Annotated in this window: 22 protein-coding genes and 1 other annotated feature; all 22 genes read right to left on the bottom strand. The window is 42.0% G+C overall.

Annotated features, from left to right (window positions below; all coding sequences use genetic code 11):
• Nucleotides 1-15 precede the first annotated feature (15 nt).
• Nucleotides 16-306, bottom strand: a complete 291-nt coding sequence (rplW, locus tag NON16_RS19935; RefSeq protein ID WP_257351174.1) for a 50S ribosomal protein L23 — start codon at nt 304-306, stop codon at nt 16-18.
• Nucleotides 306-929, bottom strand: a complete 624-nt coding sequence (rplD, locus tag NON16_RS19930) for a 50S ribosomal protein L4 (RefSeq protein ID WP_257351173.1) — start codon at nt 927-929, stop codon at nt 306-308. The genes rplW and rplD overlap by 1 nt, the downstream gene beginning before the upstream one ends.
• A 17-nt stretch (nt 930-946) precedes the next feature.
• A complete protein-coding gene (gene rplC / locus NON16_RS19925) occupies nt 947-1,585 on the bottom strand; it encodes a 50S ribosomal protein L3 (protein ID WP_257351172.1) in 639 nt (212 codons plus the stop codon).
• 42 nt (nt 1,586-1,627) lie between these two features.
• Nucleotides 1,628-1,936 (bottom strand): 30S ribosomal protein S10, encoded by a 309-nt coding sequence (gene rpsJ, locus NON16_RS19920; RefSeq protein WP_257351171.1) that lies wholly within the window; start codon nt 1,934-1,936, stop codon nt 1,628-1,630.
• Between the two features lie 526 nt (nt 1,937-2,462).
• Nucleotides 2,463-3,653: an elongation factor Tu gene (gene tuf / locus NON16_RS19915; RefSeq protein ID WP_257351170.1), complete on the bottom strand. Its 1,191-nt coding sequence runs from the start codon at nt 3,651-3,653 to the stop codon at nt 2,463-2,465.
• A 123-nt stretch (nt 3,654-3,776) separates the two neighbouring features.
• Entirely contained in the window at nt 3,777-5,855 is a 2,079-nt protein-coding gene (gene fusA, locus NON16_RS19910; RefSeq protein ID WP_257351169.1) for an elongation factor G, read from the bottom strand.
• Between the two features lie 53 nt (nt 5,856-5,908).
• Nucleotides 5,909-6,379, bottom strand: a complete 471-nt coding sequence (gene rpsG, locus NON16_RS19905) for a 30S ribosomal protein S7 (protein WP_257351168.1) — start codon at nt 6,377-6,379, stop codon at nt 5,909-5,911.
• A 300-nt stretch (nt 6,380-6,679) separates the two neighbouring features.
• Complete coding sequence (gene rpsL, locus NON16_RS19900; protein ID WP_257351167.1) at nt 6,680-7,102, bottom strand: 30S ribosomal protein S12; 423 nt, start codon at nt 7,100-7,102, stop codon at nt 6,680-6,682.
• Between the two features lie 109 nt (nt 7,103-7,211).
• Nucleotides 7,212-7,460 (bottom strand): 50S ribosomal protein L7ae-like protein, encoded by a 249-nt coding sequence (locus NON16_RS19895; RefSeq protein ID WP_257351166.1) that lies wholly within the window; start codon nt 7,458-7,460, stop codon nt 7,212-7,214.
• A gap of 94 nt (nt 7,461-7,554) precedes the next feature.
• Nucleotides 7,555-11,178 carry a DNA-directed RNA polymerase subunit beta' gene (gene rpoC, locus NON16_RS19890; protein ID WP_257351165.1) on the bottom strand — a complete coding sequence of 1,208 codons (3,624 nt, stop codon included), beginning with the start codon at nt 11,176-11,178 and terminating at the stop codon, nt 7,555-7,557.
• 35 nt (nt 11,179-11,213) lie between these two features.
• On the bottom strand, nt 11,214-14,756 hold the full coding sequence (rpoB, locus tag NON16_RS19885; protein ID WP_257351164.1) for a DNA-directed RNA polymerase subunit beta: 3,543 nt from the start codon (nt 14,754-14,756) through the stop codon (nt 11,214-11,216).
• 313 nt (nt 14,757-15,069) lie between these two features.
• Nucleotides 15,070-15,672, bottom strand: a complete 603-nt coding sequence (locus NON16_RS19880; RefSeq protein ID WP_257351163.1) for a class I SAM-dependent methyltransferase — start codon at nt 15,670-15,672, stop codon at nt 15,070-15,072.
• A 137-nt stretch (nt 15,673-15,809) separates the two neighbouring features.
• Nucleotides 15,810-16,172, bottom strand: a complete 363-nt coding sequence (rplL, locus tag NON16_RS19875) for a 50S ribosomal protein L7/L12 (RefSeq protein WP_257351162.1) — start codon at nt 16,170-16,172, stop codon at nt 15,810-15,812.
• 63 nt (nt 16,173-16,235) lie between these two features.
• Nucleotides 16,236-16,733 carry a 50S ribosomal protein L10 gene (rplJ, locus tag NON16_RS19870; RefSeq protein WP_257351161.1) on the bottom strand — a complete coding sequence of 166 codons (498 nt, stop codon included), beginning with the start codon at nt 16,731-16,733 and terminating at the stop codon, nt 16,236-16,238.
• 38 nt (nt 16,734-16,771) lie between these two features.
• Nucleotides 16,772-16,916 (bottom strand) — a sequence feature (ribosomal protein L10 leader region).
• Nucleotides 16,917-16,956: 40 nt separating this feature from the next.
• Nucleotides 16,957-17,655: a 50S ribosomal protein L1 gene (gene rplA, locus NON16_RS19865; protein ID WP_257351160.1), complete on the bottom strand. Its 699-nt coding sequence runs from the start codon at nt 17,653-17,655 to the stop codon at nt 16,957-16,959.
• 114 nt (nt 17,656-17,769) lie between these two features.
• The gene (gene rplK, locus NON16_RS19860; protein ID WP_257351159.1) at nt 17,770-18,195 is read right to left on the bottom strand and encodes a 50S ribosomal protein L11; all 426 of its coding nucleotides are present in this window, start codon (nt 18,193-18,195) and stop codon (nt 17,770-17,772) included.
• A gap of 154 nt (nt 18,196-18,349) precedes the next feature.
• Nucleotides 18,350-18,883, bottom strand: coding sequence for a transcription termination/antitermination protein NusG (nusG, locus tag NON16_RS19855; protein WP_257351158.1), 534 nt, complete (start codon nt 18,881-18,883; stop codon nt 18,350-18,352).
• 96 nt (nt 18,884-18,979) lie between these two features.
• The gene (gene secE, locus NON16_RS19850) at nt 18,980-19,174 is read right to left on the bottom strand and encodes a preprotein translocase subunit SecE (protein ID WP_257351157.1); all 195 of its coding nucleotides are present in this window, start codon (nt 19,172-19,174) and stop codon (nt 18,980-18,982) included.
• Nucleotides 19,175-19,311: 137 nt separating this feature from the next.
• Nucleotides 19,312-19,461, bottom strand: coding sequence for a 50S ribosomal protein L33 (gene rpmG / locus NON16_RS19845; RefSeq protein WP_257351156.1), 150 nt, complete (start codon nt 19,459-19,461; stop codon nt 19,312-19,314).
• A gap of 174 nt (nt 19,462-19,635) precedes the next feature.
• Nucleotides 19,636-20,304, bottom strand: a complete 669-nt coding sequence (sigH, locus tag NON16_RS19840) for an RNA polymerase sporulation sigma factor SigH (RefSeq protein ID WP_257351155.1) — start codon at nt 20,302-20,304, stop codon at nt 19,636-19,638.
• Between the two features lie 54 nt (nt 20,305-20,358).
• Nucleotides 20,359-20,868: an NYN domain-containing protein gene (locus tag NON16_RS19835; RefSeq protein WP_257351154.1), complete on the bottom strand. Its 510-nt coding sequence runs from the start codon at nt 20,866-20,868 to the stop codon at nt 20,359-20,361.
• A 2-nt stretch (nt 20,869-20,870) separates the two neighbouring features.
• Nucleotides 20,871-21,617, bottom strand: coding sequence for a 23S rRNA (guanosine(2251)-2'-O)-methyltransferase RlmB (gene rlmB, locus NON16_RS19830; protein ID WP_257351153.1), 747 nt, complete (start codon nt 21,615-21,617; stop codon nt 20,871-20,873).
• Nucleotides 21,618-21,619 lie beyond the last annotated feature (2 nt).

Raw genomic sequence — 21,619 nt, 5'->3', positions numbered from 1 at the left:
TCCTTTACGAGTAAGTTATACTCCTTCGAAGAAATCGAGTTCTTTACTATCAGAAGTTAACTGCACGATAGCCTTCTTGCGCTTCGCAGTATATCCGAAGTAACGACCTACACGTTTCTTCTTTCCCTTATAGTTTTGCGTGTTTACATTTTCAACCTTTACAGCGAAAATTTCTTCAATCGCATTTTTGATTTGGGTTTTAGTAGCACTAGGTTCTACCTCAAACGTGTACTTTTTCTCACCCATGATTTCTGTAGAACGTTCAGTAATAACGGGGCGCTTGATGATTTCACGAACGTCTGCCATTACGCGAGCACCTCCTCTACCTTTTGTACAGCATCCTTCGTCATAAATACTTTATCGTGGTTTAATACATCCACCACGTTTACACCGTCTGCAGTTACTACGTTTACTCCAGGAATATTGCGAGCAGAAAGTGCTACAAATTCGTTGAAGTCAGCAGTAACGACAAGCGCTTTAGATACTGCAGAGAAGTTTGCTAATACTGAAGTCATTTCTTTTGTTTTCGGAGCATCGAACTTTAACTCTTCCAAAATGACCATGTTACTTTCCTGTACCTTAGTTGAAAGTGCAGATCTAATTGCTAATCGACGCACTTTTTTTGGTAGTTTATAGCTGTAGCTTCTTGGAGTTGGACCAAATGCAGCTCCACCGCCTACCCATTGTGGGGATCGAATGGATCCTTGTCGAGCACGTCCTGTACCCTTTTGACGCCATGGTTTACGTCCTCCGCCGCGAACCGCCGAACGGTTCTTTACAGCATGTGTACCTTGACGAGTTGATGCTTGTTGCATTACAACTGCATCAAAAAGCACGCTTTGATTTGGTTCAATTCCAAATACGTTGTCATGTAATTCAATGTCTCCGACTTGAGAACCAGTTTGATTGTAAAGTGTTACTTTTGGCACCGGTGTATCCTCCTTTCTTACTTAGCTTCTTTTGCTTTAATTCCAGTTTCCACTGTTACGTAACTCTTTTTCGCACCAGGAACGTTCCCCTTGATTAATAGCAAGTTACGTTCAGCGTCAATTTTGACGATTTCAAGGTTTTGAACAGTTACGCGTTTCCCGCCCATACGTCCAGGCAGTTTTTTACCTTTAAATACGCGCATTGGGTCAGTCGCACCCATAGAACCAGGACGACGGTGGTAACGTGAACCGTGACTCATTGGTCCGCGAGATTGACCGTGACGTTTAATTACACCCTGGAATCCTTTACCTTTTGATGTTCCAGTTACATCGACAATGTCACCTTCCTGGAATATATCAACTTTGACTTCCTGACCAACTTCATAATCCGCGCTTTCAGTTCCGCGAATTTCCTTTACGTAGCGCTTAGGCTTTGTGTTTGCTTTTTCAGCATGACCTTTTTCAGGCTTGTTTGTGCGAGATTCTTTTTTATCAGCAAATCCAACTTGAATGGATTCATATCCGTCGTTTTCAGATGTTTTCTTTTGAAGAACAACGTTCGGTTCAGCTTCAACTACTGTTACTGGGATTACTTCACCGTTCTCAGCGAAAATTTGAGTCATACCGAGTTTTCTACCTAAGATTCCTTTGGTCATTCGTCACACCTCCTATTAATATCTTAATTGTGTTTTCTATACTTAAAGCTTGATTTCGATGTCAACACCAGATGGTAGATCCAGTCTCATAAGTGAATCAACCGTTTGTGGCGTTGGCTCGATAATATCGATCAAACGCTTATGTGTACGCATTTCAAACTGTTCACGAGAATCTTTGTACTTGTGTACCGCACGCAAAACCGTGTAAATAGACTTTTCAGTCGGTAACGGAATTGGTCCAGAAACCTGAGCACCAGAACGTTTTGCTGTTTCAACAATCTTTTCAGCAGATTGGTCTAGGATACGGTGATCATAAGCCTTCAAACGAATTCGAATCTTTTGCTTTGCCATTATTTCCCCTCCTTCTCGTCCATTAATATAGACAATTCTCAGTAGAAATTTCTCGAACGTTCCCGCCATGGCAAAGGGGCCGGGTGTGTCCGCAACCTTCTACTTCATCGCATTTAGTGGCCAACATTACTGATTATACTAGGGCGCCATCGCTTTTGCAAGGCTTCCTGCTTAAATAAGTATTTAGCCACACTTGAACTATTATAATTGGTTGAACCCTATAATGCAAGGGGATTTTAAATTGAATTAAAAATTATGTGTGGGAATTTATTCATGCACTAAAAAGTACAAAAAATTAATCAAGGGTTAGCCTTGGTTATCCTTATTTATAATGAAGTTTAAAACAAGTTTTTGTTGCGTTGAGTTTGTAATGATAACATTATGTAGGTTTTCGCTCATTTATATGGATTTATCATAATACGCTATTGCCCGCTAAAAGGAAAAAGGGCAAAAAGAAAAAGGGATGACCTCAAAAGAACAATTTCATGTGCTTTCGGGCCACCCCTTTAGTTATCAATCAAATCAATTATTCAACGATTGTTGCAACTACACCAGAACCTACTGTACGTCCACCCTCACGGATAGAGAAACGAGTTCCGTCTTCAATCGCGATTGGAGCGATTAGCTCAACAGTCATCTCGATGTTATCTCCAGGCATAACCATTTCAGTTCCTTCAGGAAGAGAAATTGTTCCTGTTACGTCAGTTGTACGGAAGTAGAACTGAGGACGGTAGTTAGCAAAGAATGGAGTATGACGTCCGCCTTCTTCCTTAGAAAGAACGTATACTTCAGATTTAAATTTAGTGTGAGCTTTAACAGTTCCCGGCTTGATAAGAACTTGTCCACGCTCGATATCTTCACGAGAAACCCCACGAAGAAGTGCACCAATGTTATCTCCAGCTTCAGCATAGTCAAGAAGCTTACGGAACATTTCTACTCCAGTGACTGTTGTTTTCTTAGCCTCTTCAGTAAGACCAAGAATTTCAATTTCGTCACCGACTTTAACTTGTCCACGCTCAACACGTCCAGTAGCAACTGTTCCACGACCAGTAATTGAGAATACATCCTCAACTGGCATCATGAATGGCTTATCACTGTCACGTTCTGGAGTAGGGATATACTCATCAACTGCATCCATTAGTTCGAAGATTTTTTCTTCGTATTCTGCTACGCCTTCTAGAGCTTTAAGAGCAGAACCTTTAACTACTGGTACATCGTCTCCAGGGAAGTCGTACTCAGAAAGAAGGTCACGTACTTCCATTTCTACTAGTTCAAGAAGCTCTTCGTCGTCTACCATGTCACATTTGTTTAAGAAAACAACGATGAATGGTACACCTACGTTACGAGAAAGTAGGATGTGCTCACGAGTTTGTGGCATAGGACCGTCAGCTGCAGATACAACTAGAATCGCTCCGTCCATTTGTGCTGCACCAGTGATCATGTTCTTTACATAGTCAGCATGTCCTGGGCAGTCTACGTGTGCATAGTGACGAGCATCCGTTTCATACTCAACGTGAGCTGTCGCGATAGTAATACCACGCTCACGTTCTTCTGGAGCACCATCGATTGAATCATATGCACGTGCTTCACCTTTACCTGACTTCTTATGAAGTACTGTAGTGATAGCAGCAGTTAGTGTTGTTTTACCATGGTCAACGTGTCCAATTGTACCAATGTTTACGTGGGCTTTGGAACGGTCAAACTTTTCTTTTCCCATGAGTATGTTCCTCCTTTAAATAAAAGAAATTTTAATTGTTTTATTTGTAAGATAGGCGAAACTGTATTCACCTATCTTAGCTTACAATAAATGAATGATATTGCACAAGCAGTAATTAACTAATTAAGAACCGCTTACTTTTTTGACGATTTCTTCAGAAATAGACTTAGGTACTTCTTCGTAGTGATCGAAGTGCATTGTGTATGTTCCGCGACCTTGTGTTCTAGACCGCAATGATGTTGCGTAACCGAACATTTCAGAAAGTGGTACCATTGCACGGATTACTTGAGCGTTACCCCGTGCTTCCATACCTTCGACACGTCCACGGCGAGATGTTACATCTCCCATGATGTCTCCCATGTATTCTTCAGGAACAACAACTTCAACTTTCTCAATTGGTTCAAGAAGTACTGGGTTACAGTATTGTTTAGCATTTTTCAATGCCATTGAGCCGGCAATCTTAAACGCCATTTCATTGGAGTCAACATCGTGGTATGATCCATCAACGAGTCTTGCCTTTACATCGATAAGCTGATAACCTGCGATCATCCCGTTTTGAAGCGCGTCTTGGATTCCGTTTTGTACAGCCGGAATGTATTCCCGCGGTACAACTCCACCAACAATCTTGTTCTCGAATTCAAATCCAGCACCTTCTTCGTTAGGTTCGAATTCGATCCAGACGTGACCATATTGTCCACGTCCACCAGATTGACGTACGAACTTACCTTCAACCTTAGCAGCTTTGCGAATGGTCTCACGGTAAGCAACTTGTGGTGAACCAACATTTGCTTCAACCTTAAATTCACGCTTCATTCGATCAACGATAATATCAAGGTGAAGCTCACCCATTCCAGAAATAATCGTTTGACCTGTTTCCGTGTTTGTTTCAGTTTTGAAAGTAGGATCCTCTTCAGCCAGTTTAGCAAGTGCAATTCCCATCTTATCCTGATCAGCCTTTGATTTAGGCTCAACAGAAAGTGAGATAACTGGATCAGGGAATTCCATTGATTCAAGAATTACAAGACTCTTCTCGTCACAGAGTGTATCTCCTGTTGAAGTATCCTTAAGTCCAACTGCAGCAGCAATGTCTCCTGAATAAACTGTAGCAATCTCTTCACGGGAGTTCGCGTGCATTTGCAGGATACGTCCAACACGTTCACGTTTACCTTTAGTTGAGTTCTGAACATAAGATCCAGAATCTAATGTACCAGAGTACACGCGGAAGAACGTAAGCTTACCAACATAAGGGTCTGTCATTACTTTAAACGCTAAAGCTGAGAATGGACCTTTATCATCAGACTCACGGGTTACTTCCTCTTCTGTTTCCGGAACAAAACCTTTGATTGCCGGTACATCGAGAGGTGATGGTAAGTACTCAATAGCTGCGTCAAGAACAAGCTGAACACCTTTGTTCTTAAAGGCAGATCCACAAAGAACAGGGAAGAACTCAACATCGACAGTACCTTGACGGATTGCAGCCTTCAATTCATCGATTGTAAGCTCTTCTCCTTCTAGGTACTTCATCATCAATTCTTCATCAAGCTCAGCAGCAGCTTCTACAAGCTTATTGTGATACTCATCTGCAAGTTCCTTATACTCTTCAGGAATCTCTTTTGCACTTGAACGTGTTCCAAGATCATCCTCATAGAAATAAGCTTTCATTTCTAATAAGTCAATGATACCTTCGAAGTCGTCTTCTGCTCCGATCGGAAGTTGGATCGCATGGGCATTAGCACCAAGACGGTCACGAATTGTTCCGAGGGAATAAAGGAAGTCAGCTCCGATTTTATCCATTTTGTTTACAAATACAATACGAGGTACATGGTATGTTGTCGCTTGACGCCATACTGTTTCTGTTTGCGGTTCAACTCCAGATTGTGCATCTAATACCGCAACAGCCCCGTCCAATACACGTAATGAACGTTCAACTTCAACTGTGAAGTCCACGTGCCCAGGTGTATCGATGATGTTAATACGATGATCTTTCCACTGAGCAGTTGTAGCAGCGGAAGTAATTGTAATTCCGCGCTCTTGTTCCTGCTCCATCCAGTCCATTTGTGAAGCACCTTCGTGAGTTTCACCAATTTTATGAATACGACCGGTATAGAACAAAATCCGTTCAGTTGTCGTCGTTTTACCAGCATCGATATGAGCCATGATTCCAATATTACGTGTATCTTTCAAGGAGAACTCTCTTGCCATAGGTATTTCTCCTTCCTAACTGTTTAGTTGGTTGATTTGGTAGTGCGGTTAGATTACCAGCGATAGTGTGCAAATGCTTTGTTTGCTTCAGCCATCTTGTGCATATCTTCACGTTTCTTAACAGATGCACCAGTATTGTTAGCAGCATCCATAATTTCATATGCAAGTCTTTCTTCCATGGTTTTTTCACCACGTAGACGTGAATAGTTTACTAACCAGCGTAGTCCAAGAGTCGATCGACGCTCAGGACGCACTTCAACTGGTACCTGATAGTTCGCACCACCAACACGGCGTGCACGTACTTCAAGCACAGGCATAATGTTCTTAAGTGCTTGGTCAAGTACTTCCATCGGGTCCTGGTTCGTACGTTCTTTTACTAGGTTAAATGAGTTGTAAAGAAGCGTTTGAGCTACACCTCTCTTACCATCAACCATAATCTTATTGATTAGGCGTGTAACAAGCTTGGATTTGTAAATTGGATCAGGCAATACATCACGACGTTCTACAGGTCCTTTACGAGGCATGTTGTCCCCTCCTTTCAATGATTGTAATATCTAGATCTTGATAGAAGTTCAAAAGGTAACGAATCAGAAACAAGAAGTTCAAGGCACGACAGTTTTGAGGAAGGCTACTAACTTAAAAACATCATTGCTGCCTTGCACCTAGGAAGCCTTCTCTTCGGTAGGATTACCTTGCAGACGCAGGTGCACAATGTTTATTCTTCGGTAGTATTGTATACCTTCTGTGTCCTACATGAGGACCGGAAAAACCGAGTAACGCCGAAATTCGCAGTTTATTATTTGGACCCTTTTGAACATCCTCCATTATTTCTTTTCTGCTTTAGGTCTCTTCGTTCCATACTTAGAACGTCCTTGCTTACGATCGTTAACACTTGCAGTATCAAGCGCACCACGAACGATATGGTAACGTACCCCTGGAAGGTCTTTTACACGACCTCCTCGGATAAGGACAACACTGTGTTCTTGTAGGTTGTGCCCAATTCCAGGGATGTAAGCATTTACTTCGATCTGGTTCGTCAAACGAACACGAGCGTATTTACGAAGCGCCGAGTTCGGCTTCTTCGGTGTCATTGTACCAACACGAGTACATACACCACGTTTTTGTGGAGAAGAAAGATCAGTATTTACTTTCTTAAAGCTGTTATAGCCTTTATTTAGTGCTGGTGAGTCAGACTTTTTACCTTTTGAATGACGACCTTTGCGTACTAATTGATTAATTGTAGGCATGGTTTTTCCTCCCTTCTATTTCTCATATTTCATAGCCCACACATCCAGGTGGTTCATTTTTGGACAAAAGAAAGTTTCTGCGCAGGGCAAAAAGCCCTGGCAAAAACGTCTATCCTTTTATCGCAACTGTCGCTGCACCCACATCGATTCCACAAGCTTTTCCAAGCTTCTTCATGGATTCGACTGGAGTAACGGGTACACCATTCTCTTCCGCAATATGAACAACTTTATTCGTAATGCGAGGATCCGCATCACTTGCAACGATCAGCTCTTTAACTTCCCTGTTCTGTAAGGCTTTAATTGTTTGCTTCGAACCAACAATAATATCACGAGCCTGCATTACTTTTTCATAAGACATTTTATTCGCATATCCTCCAAAGTAACAGGTTTTTGATGGAAGCACTTCGTAATAATATCAGACATAAAATTTATTGTCAACAATCGATCGTAATTTAATCCTGAGTAACTAATTCTTCGGTTTCAACCTTTGCCTCAGTTACTTCCGCTTCAACGCCCTCACCAGTAGGAACAATGTTTCGATAACGAGCCATTCCTGTTCCAGCTGGGATCAGTTTACCGATAATGACATTTTCTTTTAAGCCGAGTAATTCATCGCGCTTACCTTTAATAGCAGCGTCTGTAAGAACACGAGTTGTTTCCTGGAACGACGCAGCAGACAAGAATGATTCTGTTTCAAGAGACGCCTTCGTAATACCAAGAAGCATCGGGCGCCCTGTAGCAGGTTGACCACCTTTAAGTAGTACGTTTGTATTTACATCAGTAAACTTGTTGATGTCTACGAGTGATCCTGGTAGTACATCCGTATCTCCTGCTTCGATTACACGCACTTTACGCATCATTTGGCGTACCATTACTTCTACGTGTTTATCGCCAATTTCTACCCCTTGCATACGATAAACTTTTTGAACCTCACGAAGCAAGTAGTCCTGAACAGCTTCAATTCCAGCCACTTTAATCAATTCTTTAGGGTCAATGGAGCCTTCTGTTAATTCTTGACCAGCAATGACTACATCGTCCACCCTCACCTTGATACGGGCTCCATACGGAATTGTGTAAGAGCGACTTTCGGCATCGCCCTGGACAGTAATCTCACGTTTATCACGTACTTCGTTTATGGCTGTAACTTTACCATCAAGTTCAGCAATAACGGCCTGACCTTTCGGGTTACGAGCTTCAAACAATTCTTGAATACGTGGCAAACCTTGTGTGATATCATCTCCAGCAACCCCACCGGTGTGGAATGTACGCATTGTAAGCTGTGTCCCTGGTTCACCGATTGATTGGGCGGCAATAATACCGACAGATTCCCCAACCTCAACTTCTGTCCCGGTAGCGAGATTTCGTCCATAACAAAGGTTACATACACCATGACGAGTATTACATGTAAACGCTGAACGGATTACAACTTCTTCGATACCTGCTTCAATAATTTCCTTCGTGATGTCTTCTGTAATCAATTCGTTTCGCTTGATTATTACTTCACCACTATCAGGATGTTTGAGCGTCTTAAAGGCTACACGCCCAATAAGTCTTTCATCTAGTGGTTCAATTACTTCATTGCCCTCTTTAATAGCTATTACAGGCAGTCCTCGGTCAGTTCCACAATCCTTCTCCCGAACGATTACGTCCTGCGCCACGTCAACGAGACGACGGGTTAGGTAACCTGAGTCAGCTGTTTTAAGAGCGGTATCCGCAAGTCCTTTACGAGCACCGTGTGTAGAGATAAAGTACTCGAGTACCGTTAGACCTTCACGGAAGCTAGATTTAATTGGCAATTCAATAATTTGTCCTGCTGGGTTAGCCATTAGGCCACGCATACCAGCAAGCTGTGTAAAGTTTGAGGCATTACCACGGGCTCCGGAATCACTCATCATGAAAATCGGATTCATGTTGTCAAGTGAACCCATCAGCTTTTCTTGGATAATGTCTTTTGAATTACTCCAAATCGCAATAACACGGTCATATCGTTCTTCTTCAGTAATAAGACCTCGACGGAATTGCTTAAGGACATTCGTTACTTTCTCCTCAGCCTCTACAATAATCTCTCGTTTTTCAGGAAGGACAACGATGTCGGACACACCTACTGTAATACCCGCTTTTGTTGCGTATTTAAAGCCAAGGTCCTTCATGCGGTCAAGCATTTTAGACGTCTCAGTAATTTTGAAACGCTTGAATACTTCAGCAATGATTTTCCCAAGGATCCCCTTCTTAAACGGTGAAATAAGATCTCGTTTTTCAAATTCTTCATTAATATTAACAGTTGGGTCAACAAAGTACTTTTCTGGGGTCGCGACCTCAAGATTATACTCCGTTGGTTCATTAATATACGGGAACGATGGAGGTAAGATTTCATTAAAGATCAACTTACCGACAGTCGTTAATAACAGTTTGCTGTTTTGCTCTTCAGTAAATGAAGCTTTACCGAGTACTCGTGCCGGAATAGCTACCCGAGTGTGTAGGTGAACATAGCCATTATGATAAGCAGTAAGGGCCTCGTTCGTATCATTGATGATCATTCCTTCACCAACAGCCTCTTTACGCTCGAGGGTAAGGTAATAGTTACCTAGAACCATATCCTGTGAAGGTGTAACGACTGGCTTGCCATCCTTAGGATTAAGAATGTTTTGTGCCGCAAGCATGAGTATTCGTGCTTCAGCTTGAGCTTCTGCTGATAACGGAACGTGAACTGCCATTTGGTCCCCGTCAAAGTCTGCATTATAAGCTGTACAAACGAGAGGATGCAAACGTATTGCACGTCCTTCTACAAGTGTCGGTTCAAATGCTTGAATTCCGAGACGGTGAAGTGTTGGTGCACGGTTTAATAGCACTGGGTGTTCTTTAATAACTTCCTCAAGAACGTCCCACACTTCAGGCTGAACCCGTTCAACTTTACGTTTTGCACTCTTAATATTATGTGCAATACCTTTGTTTACTAGTTCTTTCATAACAAATGGCTTAAATAGTTCAAGAGCCATTTCTTTAGGAAGTCCACATTGGTACATTTTTAAGCTAGGACCAACAACAATTACTGAACGTCCAGAATAGTCAACACGTTTACCGAGCAAGTTTTGTCTGAAACGCCCTTGTTTCCCTTTCAACATATGGGAAAGGGATTTAAGCGGTCGGTTACCCGGTCCAGTAACAGGTCTGCCTCGTCGCCCGTTGTCAATCAATGCATCAACTGCTTCCTGGAGCATACGCTTTTCATTTTGCACGATAATATTAGGTGCACCAAGATCTAAAAGACGCTTTAACCGGTTATTACGGTTAATAACACGACGGTAAAGGTCGTTTAAGTCAGAAGTCGCAAAGCGTCCACCATCTAGTTGAACCATCGGCCGTAATTCTGGTGGTATAACAGGAAGTACCTCAAGAATCATCCATGAAGTAATATTTCCAGAATGACGGAAAGCTTCCAAAACTTCAAGCCGTTTTATTGCACGGGTACGACGCTGTCCCTGTGCTGTTTTTAATTCTTCTTTTAAGCTTTCCACTTCTTTATTGAGGTTGATATCCTCAAGAAGCTTTTTAATTGCTTCAGCACCCATTTGTGCAGTAAATCCTTTTCCGTATTTTTCACGGTAAGAACGATATTCCTTTTCTGATAAAAGTTGCTTCTTTTCAAGAGGTGTATCGCCCGTTTCTGTAACAACCCATGAAGCAAAATAGATTACTTCCTCAAGGGCACGAGGAGACATGTCAAGAACAAGGCCCATACGACTTGGTATGCCTTTAAAATACCAGATGTGAGAAACTGGTGCAGCCAATTCAATATGACCCATACGCTCACGTCGAACCTTAGCCCTTGTAACCTCAACACCACAGCGGTCACAAACGACGCCCTTATAACGGACGCGCTTGTATTTACCACAGTGACATTCCCAGTCTTTTGTAGGCCCGAAAATACGTTCACAGAAAAGGCCATCTTTTTCAGGCTTCAACGTACGGTAGTTAATCGTTTCCGGCTTCTTGACCTCACCGCGAGACCATGATCGGATTTTATCCGGTGAAGCAAGACCAATTTTCATATACTCAAAGTTATTTACATCGATCAAGGGGTCTACCTCCCTTATGATATGCTGCTATACCCTTATTCACCAACAGATTGGGTTTCTACGTTCAAGTTCAATTTATCGTTTGAATTTTCTTCGTCTTCATCTATTTCACGCATTTCAATTTCCTTTTCGTCACTCGAGAGCATCTTAACATCCATACCGAGACTTTGAAGTTCTTTAATCAAGACCTTGAAGGATTCAGGAACACCTGGTTCAGGGACATTTTCGCCTTTAACAATCGCTTCATATGTCTTAACACGACCGACAACATCATCGGACTTCACAGTAAGGATTTCCTGAAGTGTATAAGCAGCTCCATATGCTTCAAGTGCCCATACTTCCATCTCACCGAAACGTTGCCCTCCGAACTGCGCCTTACCTCCAAGTGGTTGCTGGGTAACGAGCGAGTAAGGTCCAGTAGAACGTGCGTGTAGTTTGTCATCAACCATGTGTGCAAGTTTGATCATATACATGACCCCAACTGAAATACGGTTGTCAAATGGTTCACCCGAACGTCCATCATAGAGTACTGTTTTCCCATCTCGTGAGAGACCGGCTTCTTCTAACGTTTCCCAAACATCTTCTTCTGAAGCTCCGTCAAATACTGGTGTAGCCATGTGCAAGCCAAGTTCTCTTGCAGCCATACCGAGGTGAAGCTCCAGCACCTGACCGATATTCATACGTGATGGTACCCCTAGTGGGTTAAGCATGATATCAATCGGTGTTCCGTCTGGTAAGAATGGCATGTCTTCTTCAGGTAAAATTTTCGAAATAACACCCTTATTTCCGTGACGTCCAGCCATCTTATCGCCCTCGTGAATTTTACGTTTTTGGACGATGTAAGCACGAACGAGTTGGTTTACACCAGGAGGAAGTTCATCCCCATCTTCACGGTTGAACACTTTAACATCGTGAACAATTCCATCTCCACCGTGAGGAACGCGTAAAGAGGTATCACGAACTTCACGTGCTTTTTCTCCAAAGATCGCATGCAAGAGACGTTCTTCTGCTGTTAGTTCAGTAACACCCTTCGGTGTAACCTTCCCAACTAGGATATCTCCGTCTTTGACTTCTGCACCGACTCGGATAATTCCACGTTCATCAAGGTTCTTAAGTGCATCTTCTCCGACATTTGGAATGTCACGAGTGATTTCTTCAGGTCCGAGCTTCGTGTCACGGGCTTCTGACTCGTATTCCTCAATGTGAATCGAGGTATAGACGTCATCCTTTACGAGACGCTCGCTCATGATGACAGCATCCTCATAGTTATAACCATCCCAAGTCATAAAGCCAACAAGGACGTTACGCCCGAGTGCAAGTTCCCCGATTTCCATCGAAGGTCCATCTGCAAGGATCTCACCCTTCGTAACTCGGTCATCTTGACTTACGATTGGACGCTGGTTATAGCATGTACCTTGGTTGGAACGAATAAATTTCATCAGGTTATATCGGTCAAGGTCGCCCTTAACTTCTTTACCGTCAACATCTTCAATTCGACGAATGTAAATCGTACTCGCTGAAACCTTCTCTACAATACCCTCTGATTTAGCAATGACAGCAGCACCAGAGTCTTTCGCAGAGACGTGCTCCATACCTGTACCTACAATTGGAGATTCAGGTACCATCAATGGCACAGCTTGACGTTGCATGTTCGCTCCCATTAATGCCCGGTTGGAGTCGTCGTTTTCAAGGAACGGAATACAAGCAGTTGCAGCTGAAACGACTTGTTTTGGAGATACATCCATGTAGTCGATTCGATCGCGTTTGGCAATAATATTCTGATCACGGAAACGTGAGATAACCTCTTCATCTAGGAAAGAGCCATCGTCACCTAGTTTTGCGTTTGCCTGAGCAACAACATAATTGTCTTGTTCATCAGCAGTAAGGTAATCAATTTGAGCTGTTACCTTACCTGTTTCAGGATCAACACGTCGGTATGGTGTTTCAATGAAACCATACTCGTTTACCTTCGCATAACTTGATAACGAGTTGATCAAGCCAATGTTCGGTCCTTCAGGTGTTTCAATCGGACACATACGACCATAGTGGGAGTAGTGTACATCACGAACTTCAAACCCCGCACGTTCACGAGTTAAACCACCCGGTCCTAATGCAGAAAGACGACGTTTGTGCGTTAATTCTGCAAGCGGGTTCGTCTGATCCATGAATTGCGAGAGCTGAGAGCTTCCGAAGAACTCTTTTATCGACGCAATTACTGGACGAATGTTAATGAGCGCTTGTGGCGTGATTGAATTGGTATCTTGGATAGACATTCTCTCACGTACAACACGTTCCATTCTTGACAGTCCAATACGGAATTGGTTTTGCAGCAATTCTCCAACCGAACGTAGCCGACGATTACCAAGATGATCAATATCATCCGTGAGGCCAACTCCGTGAAGTAAGTTAAAGAAGTAATTAATAGATGCGATGATATCTGACGGTGTAATGTTCTTAATTGAACGATCAATTATGCCGTTACCAATCACATTAATTACTTGATCTGATTCTCCTTCTAGTGGCGAATAAATTTTAATAGACTGTAGACGAATAGCTTCATCTTCAACTACTCCTCCAGCAGGAGTAACTTCGGTATAGCCAACATTCTTCTCGAGCGCTGGTAAAATGCGGTCGAGTACTCGGCGATCTAATACCGTACCCTCTTCTGCGATAACCTCGCCTGTTTCAGGATCTACAAGTGTCTCCGCAAGACGTTGGTTGAATAAGCGATTTTTAATATGAAGCTTTTTGTTAATCTTATAGCGTCCGACGTTTGCTAGATCATAGCGTTTCGGATCAAAAAAACGAGACTCTAATAGACTTTTAGCATTGTCTACAGTAGGTGGCTCCCCAGGGCGTAAACGCTCGTAAATTTCTAGAAGCGCTTTTTCGGTACCTTCTGTGTTGTCTTTTTCTAGCGAGTTACGAAGATACTCATCTTCCCCTAGTAAATCAATGATTTCTTGATCAGAACCAAACCCTAACGCACGTAATAAGACAGTTACCGGAATCTTTCTTGTGCGGTCGATTCGAACATGAACGACATCTTTAGCGTCCGTTTCAAGCTCTAACCATGCTCCCCGGTTTGGAATTACGGTCGCAGTAAAGCCTTTCTTACCGTTTTTGTCCAATTTTTCGTTATAGTACACACTTGGTGAACGAACGAGCTGAGAAACAATAACACGCTCTGCTCCATTGATAATGAAAGTTCCAGTATCAGTCATGAGAGGGAAATCTCCCATAAACACTTCCTGTTCCTTGACTTCGCCTGTTTCTTTATTGATCAGACGAACTTTCACACGTAGTGGAGCAGCATACGTTACATCTCGCTCTTTGGACTCCTCAACAGAATACTTAGGCTCTCCTAAACTATAATCGATAAATTCAAGCACTAAGTTCCCTGTAAAATCCTCAATTGGAGAAATATCATGAAACATTTCTCGCAAACCCTCATCAAGAAACCATTGATAGGAGGAAGTTTGGATTTCAATGAGGTTTGGAAGTTCCAAAACTTCATTAATTCTTGCATAGCTTCTCCGTTGGCGGTGGCGTCCAAACTGAATAAGTTGACCTGTCAACTGATTCACCCCTCAAATCCAGCATAGTATCGTAAAACTCCTAGTTAATAAAACTAGGTAAAAAACAAACTTGGCAAAGCCGTTTTTTTGCGATGGCCGAGCCATAGTCCTAAAGGACCTTGCACAATAACTTTCTAAACGTGCAAAAAGAAAAAAAGGGTTATATAACCGCATTTTTTCCAAATTAACAAATGATTATACTATTTTTCCCAAACAAGCTAATCTCTATACAGTTTTTATGTATAAAAATCAGATTGGTCTAAATACACGTATCTTTGGCATTTTACAATATTACCATAGACCCACACCTGAGTCAATGCTTTTTCGCACGAATAATATGGTAACCTTTTTTCTTTTCTACAACATCGACCTCGTTATAAATAGAATCTAGCCTTTCAATTGCTGAGGGGGCTCCCTGTTTCTTTTGAATAACGATCCAGAGCTCTCCACCTTCAGTCAAAAATTCAGAAGCTTGCTCAAAAATTGTGTGAACAATACTTTTCCCAGCTCGTATAGGCGGGTTGGAAACAATCAAACTGTACGGTTCTCTTGGTACCTCTGCAAATAGGTCACTTTGGAGAATTTCAACATTCCTAATTTGGTTTCGTTCGGAATTCAAACGCGCAAGTTCAACTGCTCGTTCGTTTACATCAACCATCGTTACGCAATTATTTGTATACACTGAAGCAAGCGAAATTCCAATCGGGCCATAACCACAGCCCATGTCTAGTATGCGTCCCTCAACGTCTGGCTTCACAATACTTTCTATTAATAATCGGCTCCCAAAATCAACCTCATCTTTCGAAAAAACCCCAGCATCGGTATAAAAGCGAAAGGAACGCCCTCGCAAAGTATAAGAGAATTCTTTTCTATTATGTTTTGAAGAAGGTTGATTCGTATAGTAATGATCGCTCATTTCATTTGCCAACTCCTCAGGCAATTTTGATCAGGTTTTCCCTTATCGTTTCTTATTGTACAACGAGAATGTTGTAAATACTCACTCAACATGTAAAGAAGCTCGCGATGTTTCGCGAGCTTCTCTTGTTAAATGGACTACTTTACTTCTACAGCTGCGCCCACTTCTTCAAGCTTAGATTTCATTTCTTCAGCTTCTTCTTTAGTTACGCCTTCTTTAATTGCTTTTGGCGCTCCATCTACTAATTCCTTAGCATCTTTAAGTCCAAGACCTGTGATTTCACGAACAGCCTTGATAACTTTGATCTTAGATGCTCCAGCGCTTTCGAGAACTACATCAAATTCAGTCTGCTCTTCAGCAGCGCCTTCACCAGCTCCGCCACCTACAGCTACAGGAGCTGCAGCAGTTACTCCGAATTCTTCTTCAATTGCTTTTACTAGATCGTTAAGCTCTAGTACAGACATTTCTTTAATTGAATCAATGATTTGATCTTTACTCATTATATTAATCCTCCCTGTGTTTGTGTTATTGAATTTAATAAATCGGTTAGACAAAAGACGTTTTTATGCACCTTGTTCTTCTTTTTGATCTGCAACAGCCTTCGTAGCCAAAGCGAAGTTTCGCATTGGTGCTTGAAGGACGCTAAGCAGCATAGAAAGTAGTCCATCGCGAGACGGAAGTTCTGCAAGTGCTTTAACATCTTCAACCGAAGTAATTTGGCCTTCAATGACGCCAGCTTTGATTTCTAATGCATCGTGATCTTTAGCAAAGTTGTTCAAAATCTTCGCAGGAGCTACGACCTCATCATTACAGAATGCAATCGCAGTTGGCCCAACAAAAGTTTCTTTCAGTCCAGCAAGTTCCGCTTCCTCAGCAGCACGACGAGTCATCGTGTTCTTATACACTTTGAATGTAATGCCTGCGTCACGAAGTTGTTTACGAAGCTCTGTGACTTCCCCTACATCTAATCCGCGATAATCAACGATAATTGTTGATTTACTGTTGCGAAACTGGTCTGCAATCTCAGAAACCAATTGTTTCTTTTGTTCAAGTACGCTCATTCTTACACCTCCTGTTTTTCATACCGTAGTTGTTCATACAACTCATGAAAAAAGCCTTTACGTCAGTAGACATAAAGGCTTTGTGTAGAAAATCATATCCATGTATGAAATATCAACACACCTCGGCAGGAAATTAAGCGAGTACCTCGCACCTACTGTCTACGGTATGACCTATTCAATTCCGAGAGTTAGTATAACCTGTATTAAACCGAAAGTCAACTACTTATTTTGCTGTAAAATTGTTTGAGTTGACCTTGATTCCAGGCCCCATAGTTGAAGCAACTGCAATGTTCTTAATATAAATTCCTTTTGCAGCTGAAGGCTTCACTTTAAGAAGTGTTCCAATAATGGTATTCAAGTTTTCAACAAGCTTGCTGTCTTCGAATGATACTTTACCGATTGGGCAATGAACGTTACCTTGCTTATCAACACGGTATTCAACTTTACCAGCCTTGATCTCTTGAACTGCCTTTTCTACTTCAAACGTTACTGTTCCTGTCTTAGGGTTAGGCATTAATCCTTTTGGTCCAAGTACACGACCAAGTTTACCGACTTCACCCATCATGTCTGGAGTTGCTACGATTACATCAAAATCAAACCATCCTTGGTTGATTTTGTTGATGTAGTCTGCATCTCCTACAAAATCAGCTCCAGCAGCTTCCGCTTCCTTCGCCTTTTCACCCTTTGCAAAAACAAGAACACGTTGTGTTTTACCAGTTCCATTTGGAAGCACTACAGCTCCACGAACTTGTTGGTCTGCCTTCTTAGGGTCAACCCCAAGACGTACAGCCACTTCTACAGTTTCATCAAACTTAGCAGGAGCTGTTTTCTTAACAAGCTCAATTGCCTCGTTTGCTTCATATTGCGCGGAACGATCAACAAGTTTTATAGCTTCTTGATACTTCTTTCCTTTTTTAGCCAATTTAATTTCCTCCTTGTGTGGTTTTTACGGATTAACCTCCCACTGATGCGCAATTCGTGCGCCATAAGAAGGGGGTGACTCAGAAAGTCAGCCCCTATCAATTATACGTGATTATTAGTCTTCGATTACGATACCCATGCTACGCGCTGTACCTTCTACCATTAGCATAGCAGATTCAACATTTGCAGCATTAAGATCAGGCATTTTCGTCTCAGCGATTTCTCGTACCTTATCACGCTTAACAGTTGCAACTTTATTGCGGTTCGGTTCACCAGAACCTGACTCAATTCCTGCTGCTTTCTTAAGTAGAACAGCAGCTGGTGGAGTTTTCGTAATGAATGTAAAAGAACGGTCTTCGAATACCGTGATTTCAACCGGAATAATCATACCAGCTTGATCAGAAGTACGTGCGTTGAATTCTTTACAGAATCCCATGATGTTAACACCTGCTTGACCAAGAGCCGGTCCTACTGGTGGTGCTGGGTTCGCTTTTCCAGCAGGGATTTGCAATTTAACAATCTTAATTACCTTTTTAGCCACGTGACACACCTCCTTAGTCCGTGATGTGGTATATTGGGCGTTGAATGCCCTCCCACTCAAAACGAGCTCCCATTCGGAAGCTCCCCATTGTGTTACGGGTTATATCAAACATTAAAATTCTATCATTTCTACGTTCACTTTTCAACTTTTTTCTCTAAAGCTTTTCTACCTGAGTAAAACCAACCTCTACAGGCGTCTCCCTACCGAACATATTAACATGAACTTTCAGCTTCTGTTTATCCACATCGATCGTCTCAACAGCTCCTACAAAGTTCGCGAAAGGTCCTTCTTTGATTTTGACACTTTCCTTGATCTCAAAATCTACTTCCGCTTTCGGCTTTTCAAGGCCCATGCTAGAGAGAATTCGATCTACTTCTTCTGGTAAAAGAGCTGTTGGTTTAGAACCAGATCCAGTTGATCCGACGAAACCTGTCACCCCAGGTGTATTGCGTACAACATACCAAGAATCATCCGTCATAACCATCTCAGTTAATACATATCCCGGAAATACCTTTTTCATCGCTGTCTTTTTTTTACCGTTTTTAATTTCAGTTTCTTCTTCCTGTGGCACGAGAACACGAAATATCTTGTCCTCCATCCCCATGGATTCAACGCGCTTCTCCAGATTTGCCTTTACTTTGTTTTCATAACCGGAGTACGTGTGTAATACATACCATCTTTTTTCCATAACTTATGAGGACACGCTCGTCCTTTCCCTCCCAAACGGATATACTTTACTATTTTAACCACCTGTATCCATGCTTAAACACTTGACATACACTCTTTATTCAAATAATGTATCAATCATCCAACTCAGCCCTTGGTCAACCAATCCAAAAAATAGCGTAACGAACACAACGGTAAAAACTACGGTGATCGTATAACGCGTTAATTCTTTCCTTTTTGGCCAAGAAACACGCTTCAGTTCCTTAACTACGTTTGAAAAAAAATTACCAGACTTCTGTACATTGTCAGCCATCGTTTTACCCCCAGTTTAATTCAAGATAAAGAAAACTTAGCTGAGCCGAGCATTAGCGAGGCTGAGCCTTAGTTGCCTTATGTGATATCTATATAACAGTAAGGCAACACGGTAAATAATCTATTAATGTCCGTCCTTTATTTTGTTTCCCGGTGGACTGTATGGATTTGACAGTGTTTGCAAAACTTTTTTTGTTCAACACGTTCTTGGTTGCTTGTTATGTTTTTCATAGACGTGTAGTTTCGTTGTTTACATTGCTCACAAGCTAAGACAACTTTAATACGCATCGCCATCATCTCCAAAATACCGTCGAATCGTGGAGTCAGGTTTTACCCATACTTTGTCCATTTTATGTTTTACACTTTATCACAGGGGTATAGTCCTGTCAATGAGGGCTGATCACCCCTAAAAACGTGTAACGAGGTTGACTCTACGAGCCAACCTCTTTGTTTTACGTTTCTCTATAAACCAATTTCTCTTAACTCAAGGTACCGTTCGAGCTTACGCTTCACCCTTTGAAGGGCGTTATCAATTGATTTAACGTGACGGTTTAAATCCACCGATATTTCCTGATAGGATTGACCGTCCAGGTACAACATTAGTACTTTTCGTTCGAGGTCACTGAGTAGCTCACCCATCTTCAACTCAATATCATCGAATTCTTCTTGATTAATGATGAGCTCTTCTGGATTTGTCACACGCGAGCCACATATAACGTCCAATAACGTCCGGTCTGATTCTTCATCATAAATTGGCTTGTCCAAAGACACGTAGGAATTAAGCGGAATGTGTTTCTGTCTTGTTGCCGTTTTGATCGCAGTTATCATTTGCCTGGTGATGCATAGTTCAGCAAAGGCTTTAAAGGAGGAAAGCTTGTCCTCTTTAAAATCTCGAATTGCCTTATACAGACCAATCATACCTTCTTGAATAATATCTTCCCGATCTGCACCAATCAAAAAATAAGACCGGGCTTTTGCACGGACAAAATTCTTGTACTTGTTGATTAAGTACTCAAGTGCGGCGCTGTTTCCTTCGTGAACCTGCTCCACAATGGACTCATCTTCAAGCTCGTTAAATTCAGTGTGTACAATCTCTTTGAGTTCAATGATCACGAGAATCCCTCCGACCATGGCGACCTATATATAGAAATATTATACAGTACTTATTCGACAAACGTCAACCACTCACCGGTCGCCTCTGCGCCATTTTTCAAAAATTTCAGCAACTTCATCTGTTAACAGTAAGGACGACGTACGATTTTGTTTTTGAATATCTTCGACTTTTCTGCTAATTCGCTTCTCGATATTATCTACTTCAATTGAAAGCTCCCGTGCTGATTTTCGTAATGCACCAAGTCCGAACGTGACCCATTGTTCTAAAAAGTCTGAAGTTGCTACATGGATTTCCGTTCGAATATCCTTCAGTTCTTTAGCAAGCTTTTCAATTCTTTCATCAGCTGATTCATTTTCTTTTGTAAAAATAACTTCAATTCGGTGGTTTTTAAATTTTGTTTCCGTTCCAGGAACATAATGAGCATCAAACACGACGATGACTCTCATTCCCGTATAGGCTTGATATTCTGCCATCTTGTCCATAAGCAGGTCACGAGCAGCGGCAAGGTCATGATCACGCAGTTTCCGCAGCCCCGGCCAATCCCCTATCATGTTATAGCCGTCTACCAGGAGGATTTCCATGACTATCCCCCTTGAGGCTTTCGATTGCGGTATACTTCATACATAAGAAGGGCCGCAGCGACAGACGCGTTTAAAGAGGTTACCTTTCCCTCCATAGGCAAAGAGACGAGGAAATCACATTTTTCTTTTACAAGACGGCCAATTCCCTTTCCTTCACTCCCGATCACAAGGCCAATTGGCATGTCAAACTGTGCCTCGCGGTAATCCTGATCCCCTTTTGCATCCGTAGCAACAAACCAGACACCACGTTGTTTAAGCTCTTCTATCGTTCGGGCTATATTTGTTACCCGTACGACAGGAACATATTCAATTGCACCTGTTGATGCTTTTGCAACGGATGAAGTCAATCCAACCGCTCTTCGCTTTGGAATGATGACACCATGAGCTCCAACAGCATCAGCAGTCCGTAAGATTGAACCAAGATTATGAGGGTCTTCAATTTCATCAAGCACGAGAATAAAGGGTTCCTCATTTTGTTTTGTTGCTCGGTCAAACAAATCGTCAATATCGGCGTAGTCGTAGGCCGCAACATATGCAAGCACCCCTTGATGATTCTCACCTTCTACAATCGTATCAAGCTTTTTCTTTGGAACGTATTGAACTTGAATTCGTTCTTTTTTTGCTTGTTGAATAACTTGTCCAATTGAACCTTTTTGGGCACCTTCAGCTATCATAATTTTATTGATATCCCTTCCTGATCGTAGTGCTTCCAATACAGGATTTCTGCCGATAATTACATCGCTGTTCATAC

This window comes from Pseudalkalibacillus decolorationis (assembly GCF_024609785.1).
In the GTDB taxonomy this organism is placed as follows: Bacteria; Bacillota; Bacilli; order Bacillales; family Fictibacillaceae; genus Pseudalkalibacillus; species Pseudalkalibacillus decolorationis.
The sequence above is the reverse complement of the archived record's forward strand: the minus strand, read 5'-3'. Positions and strand labels throughout refer to the sequence as shown.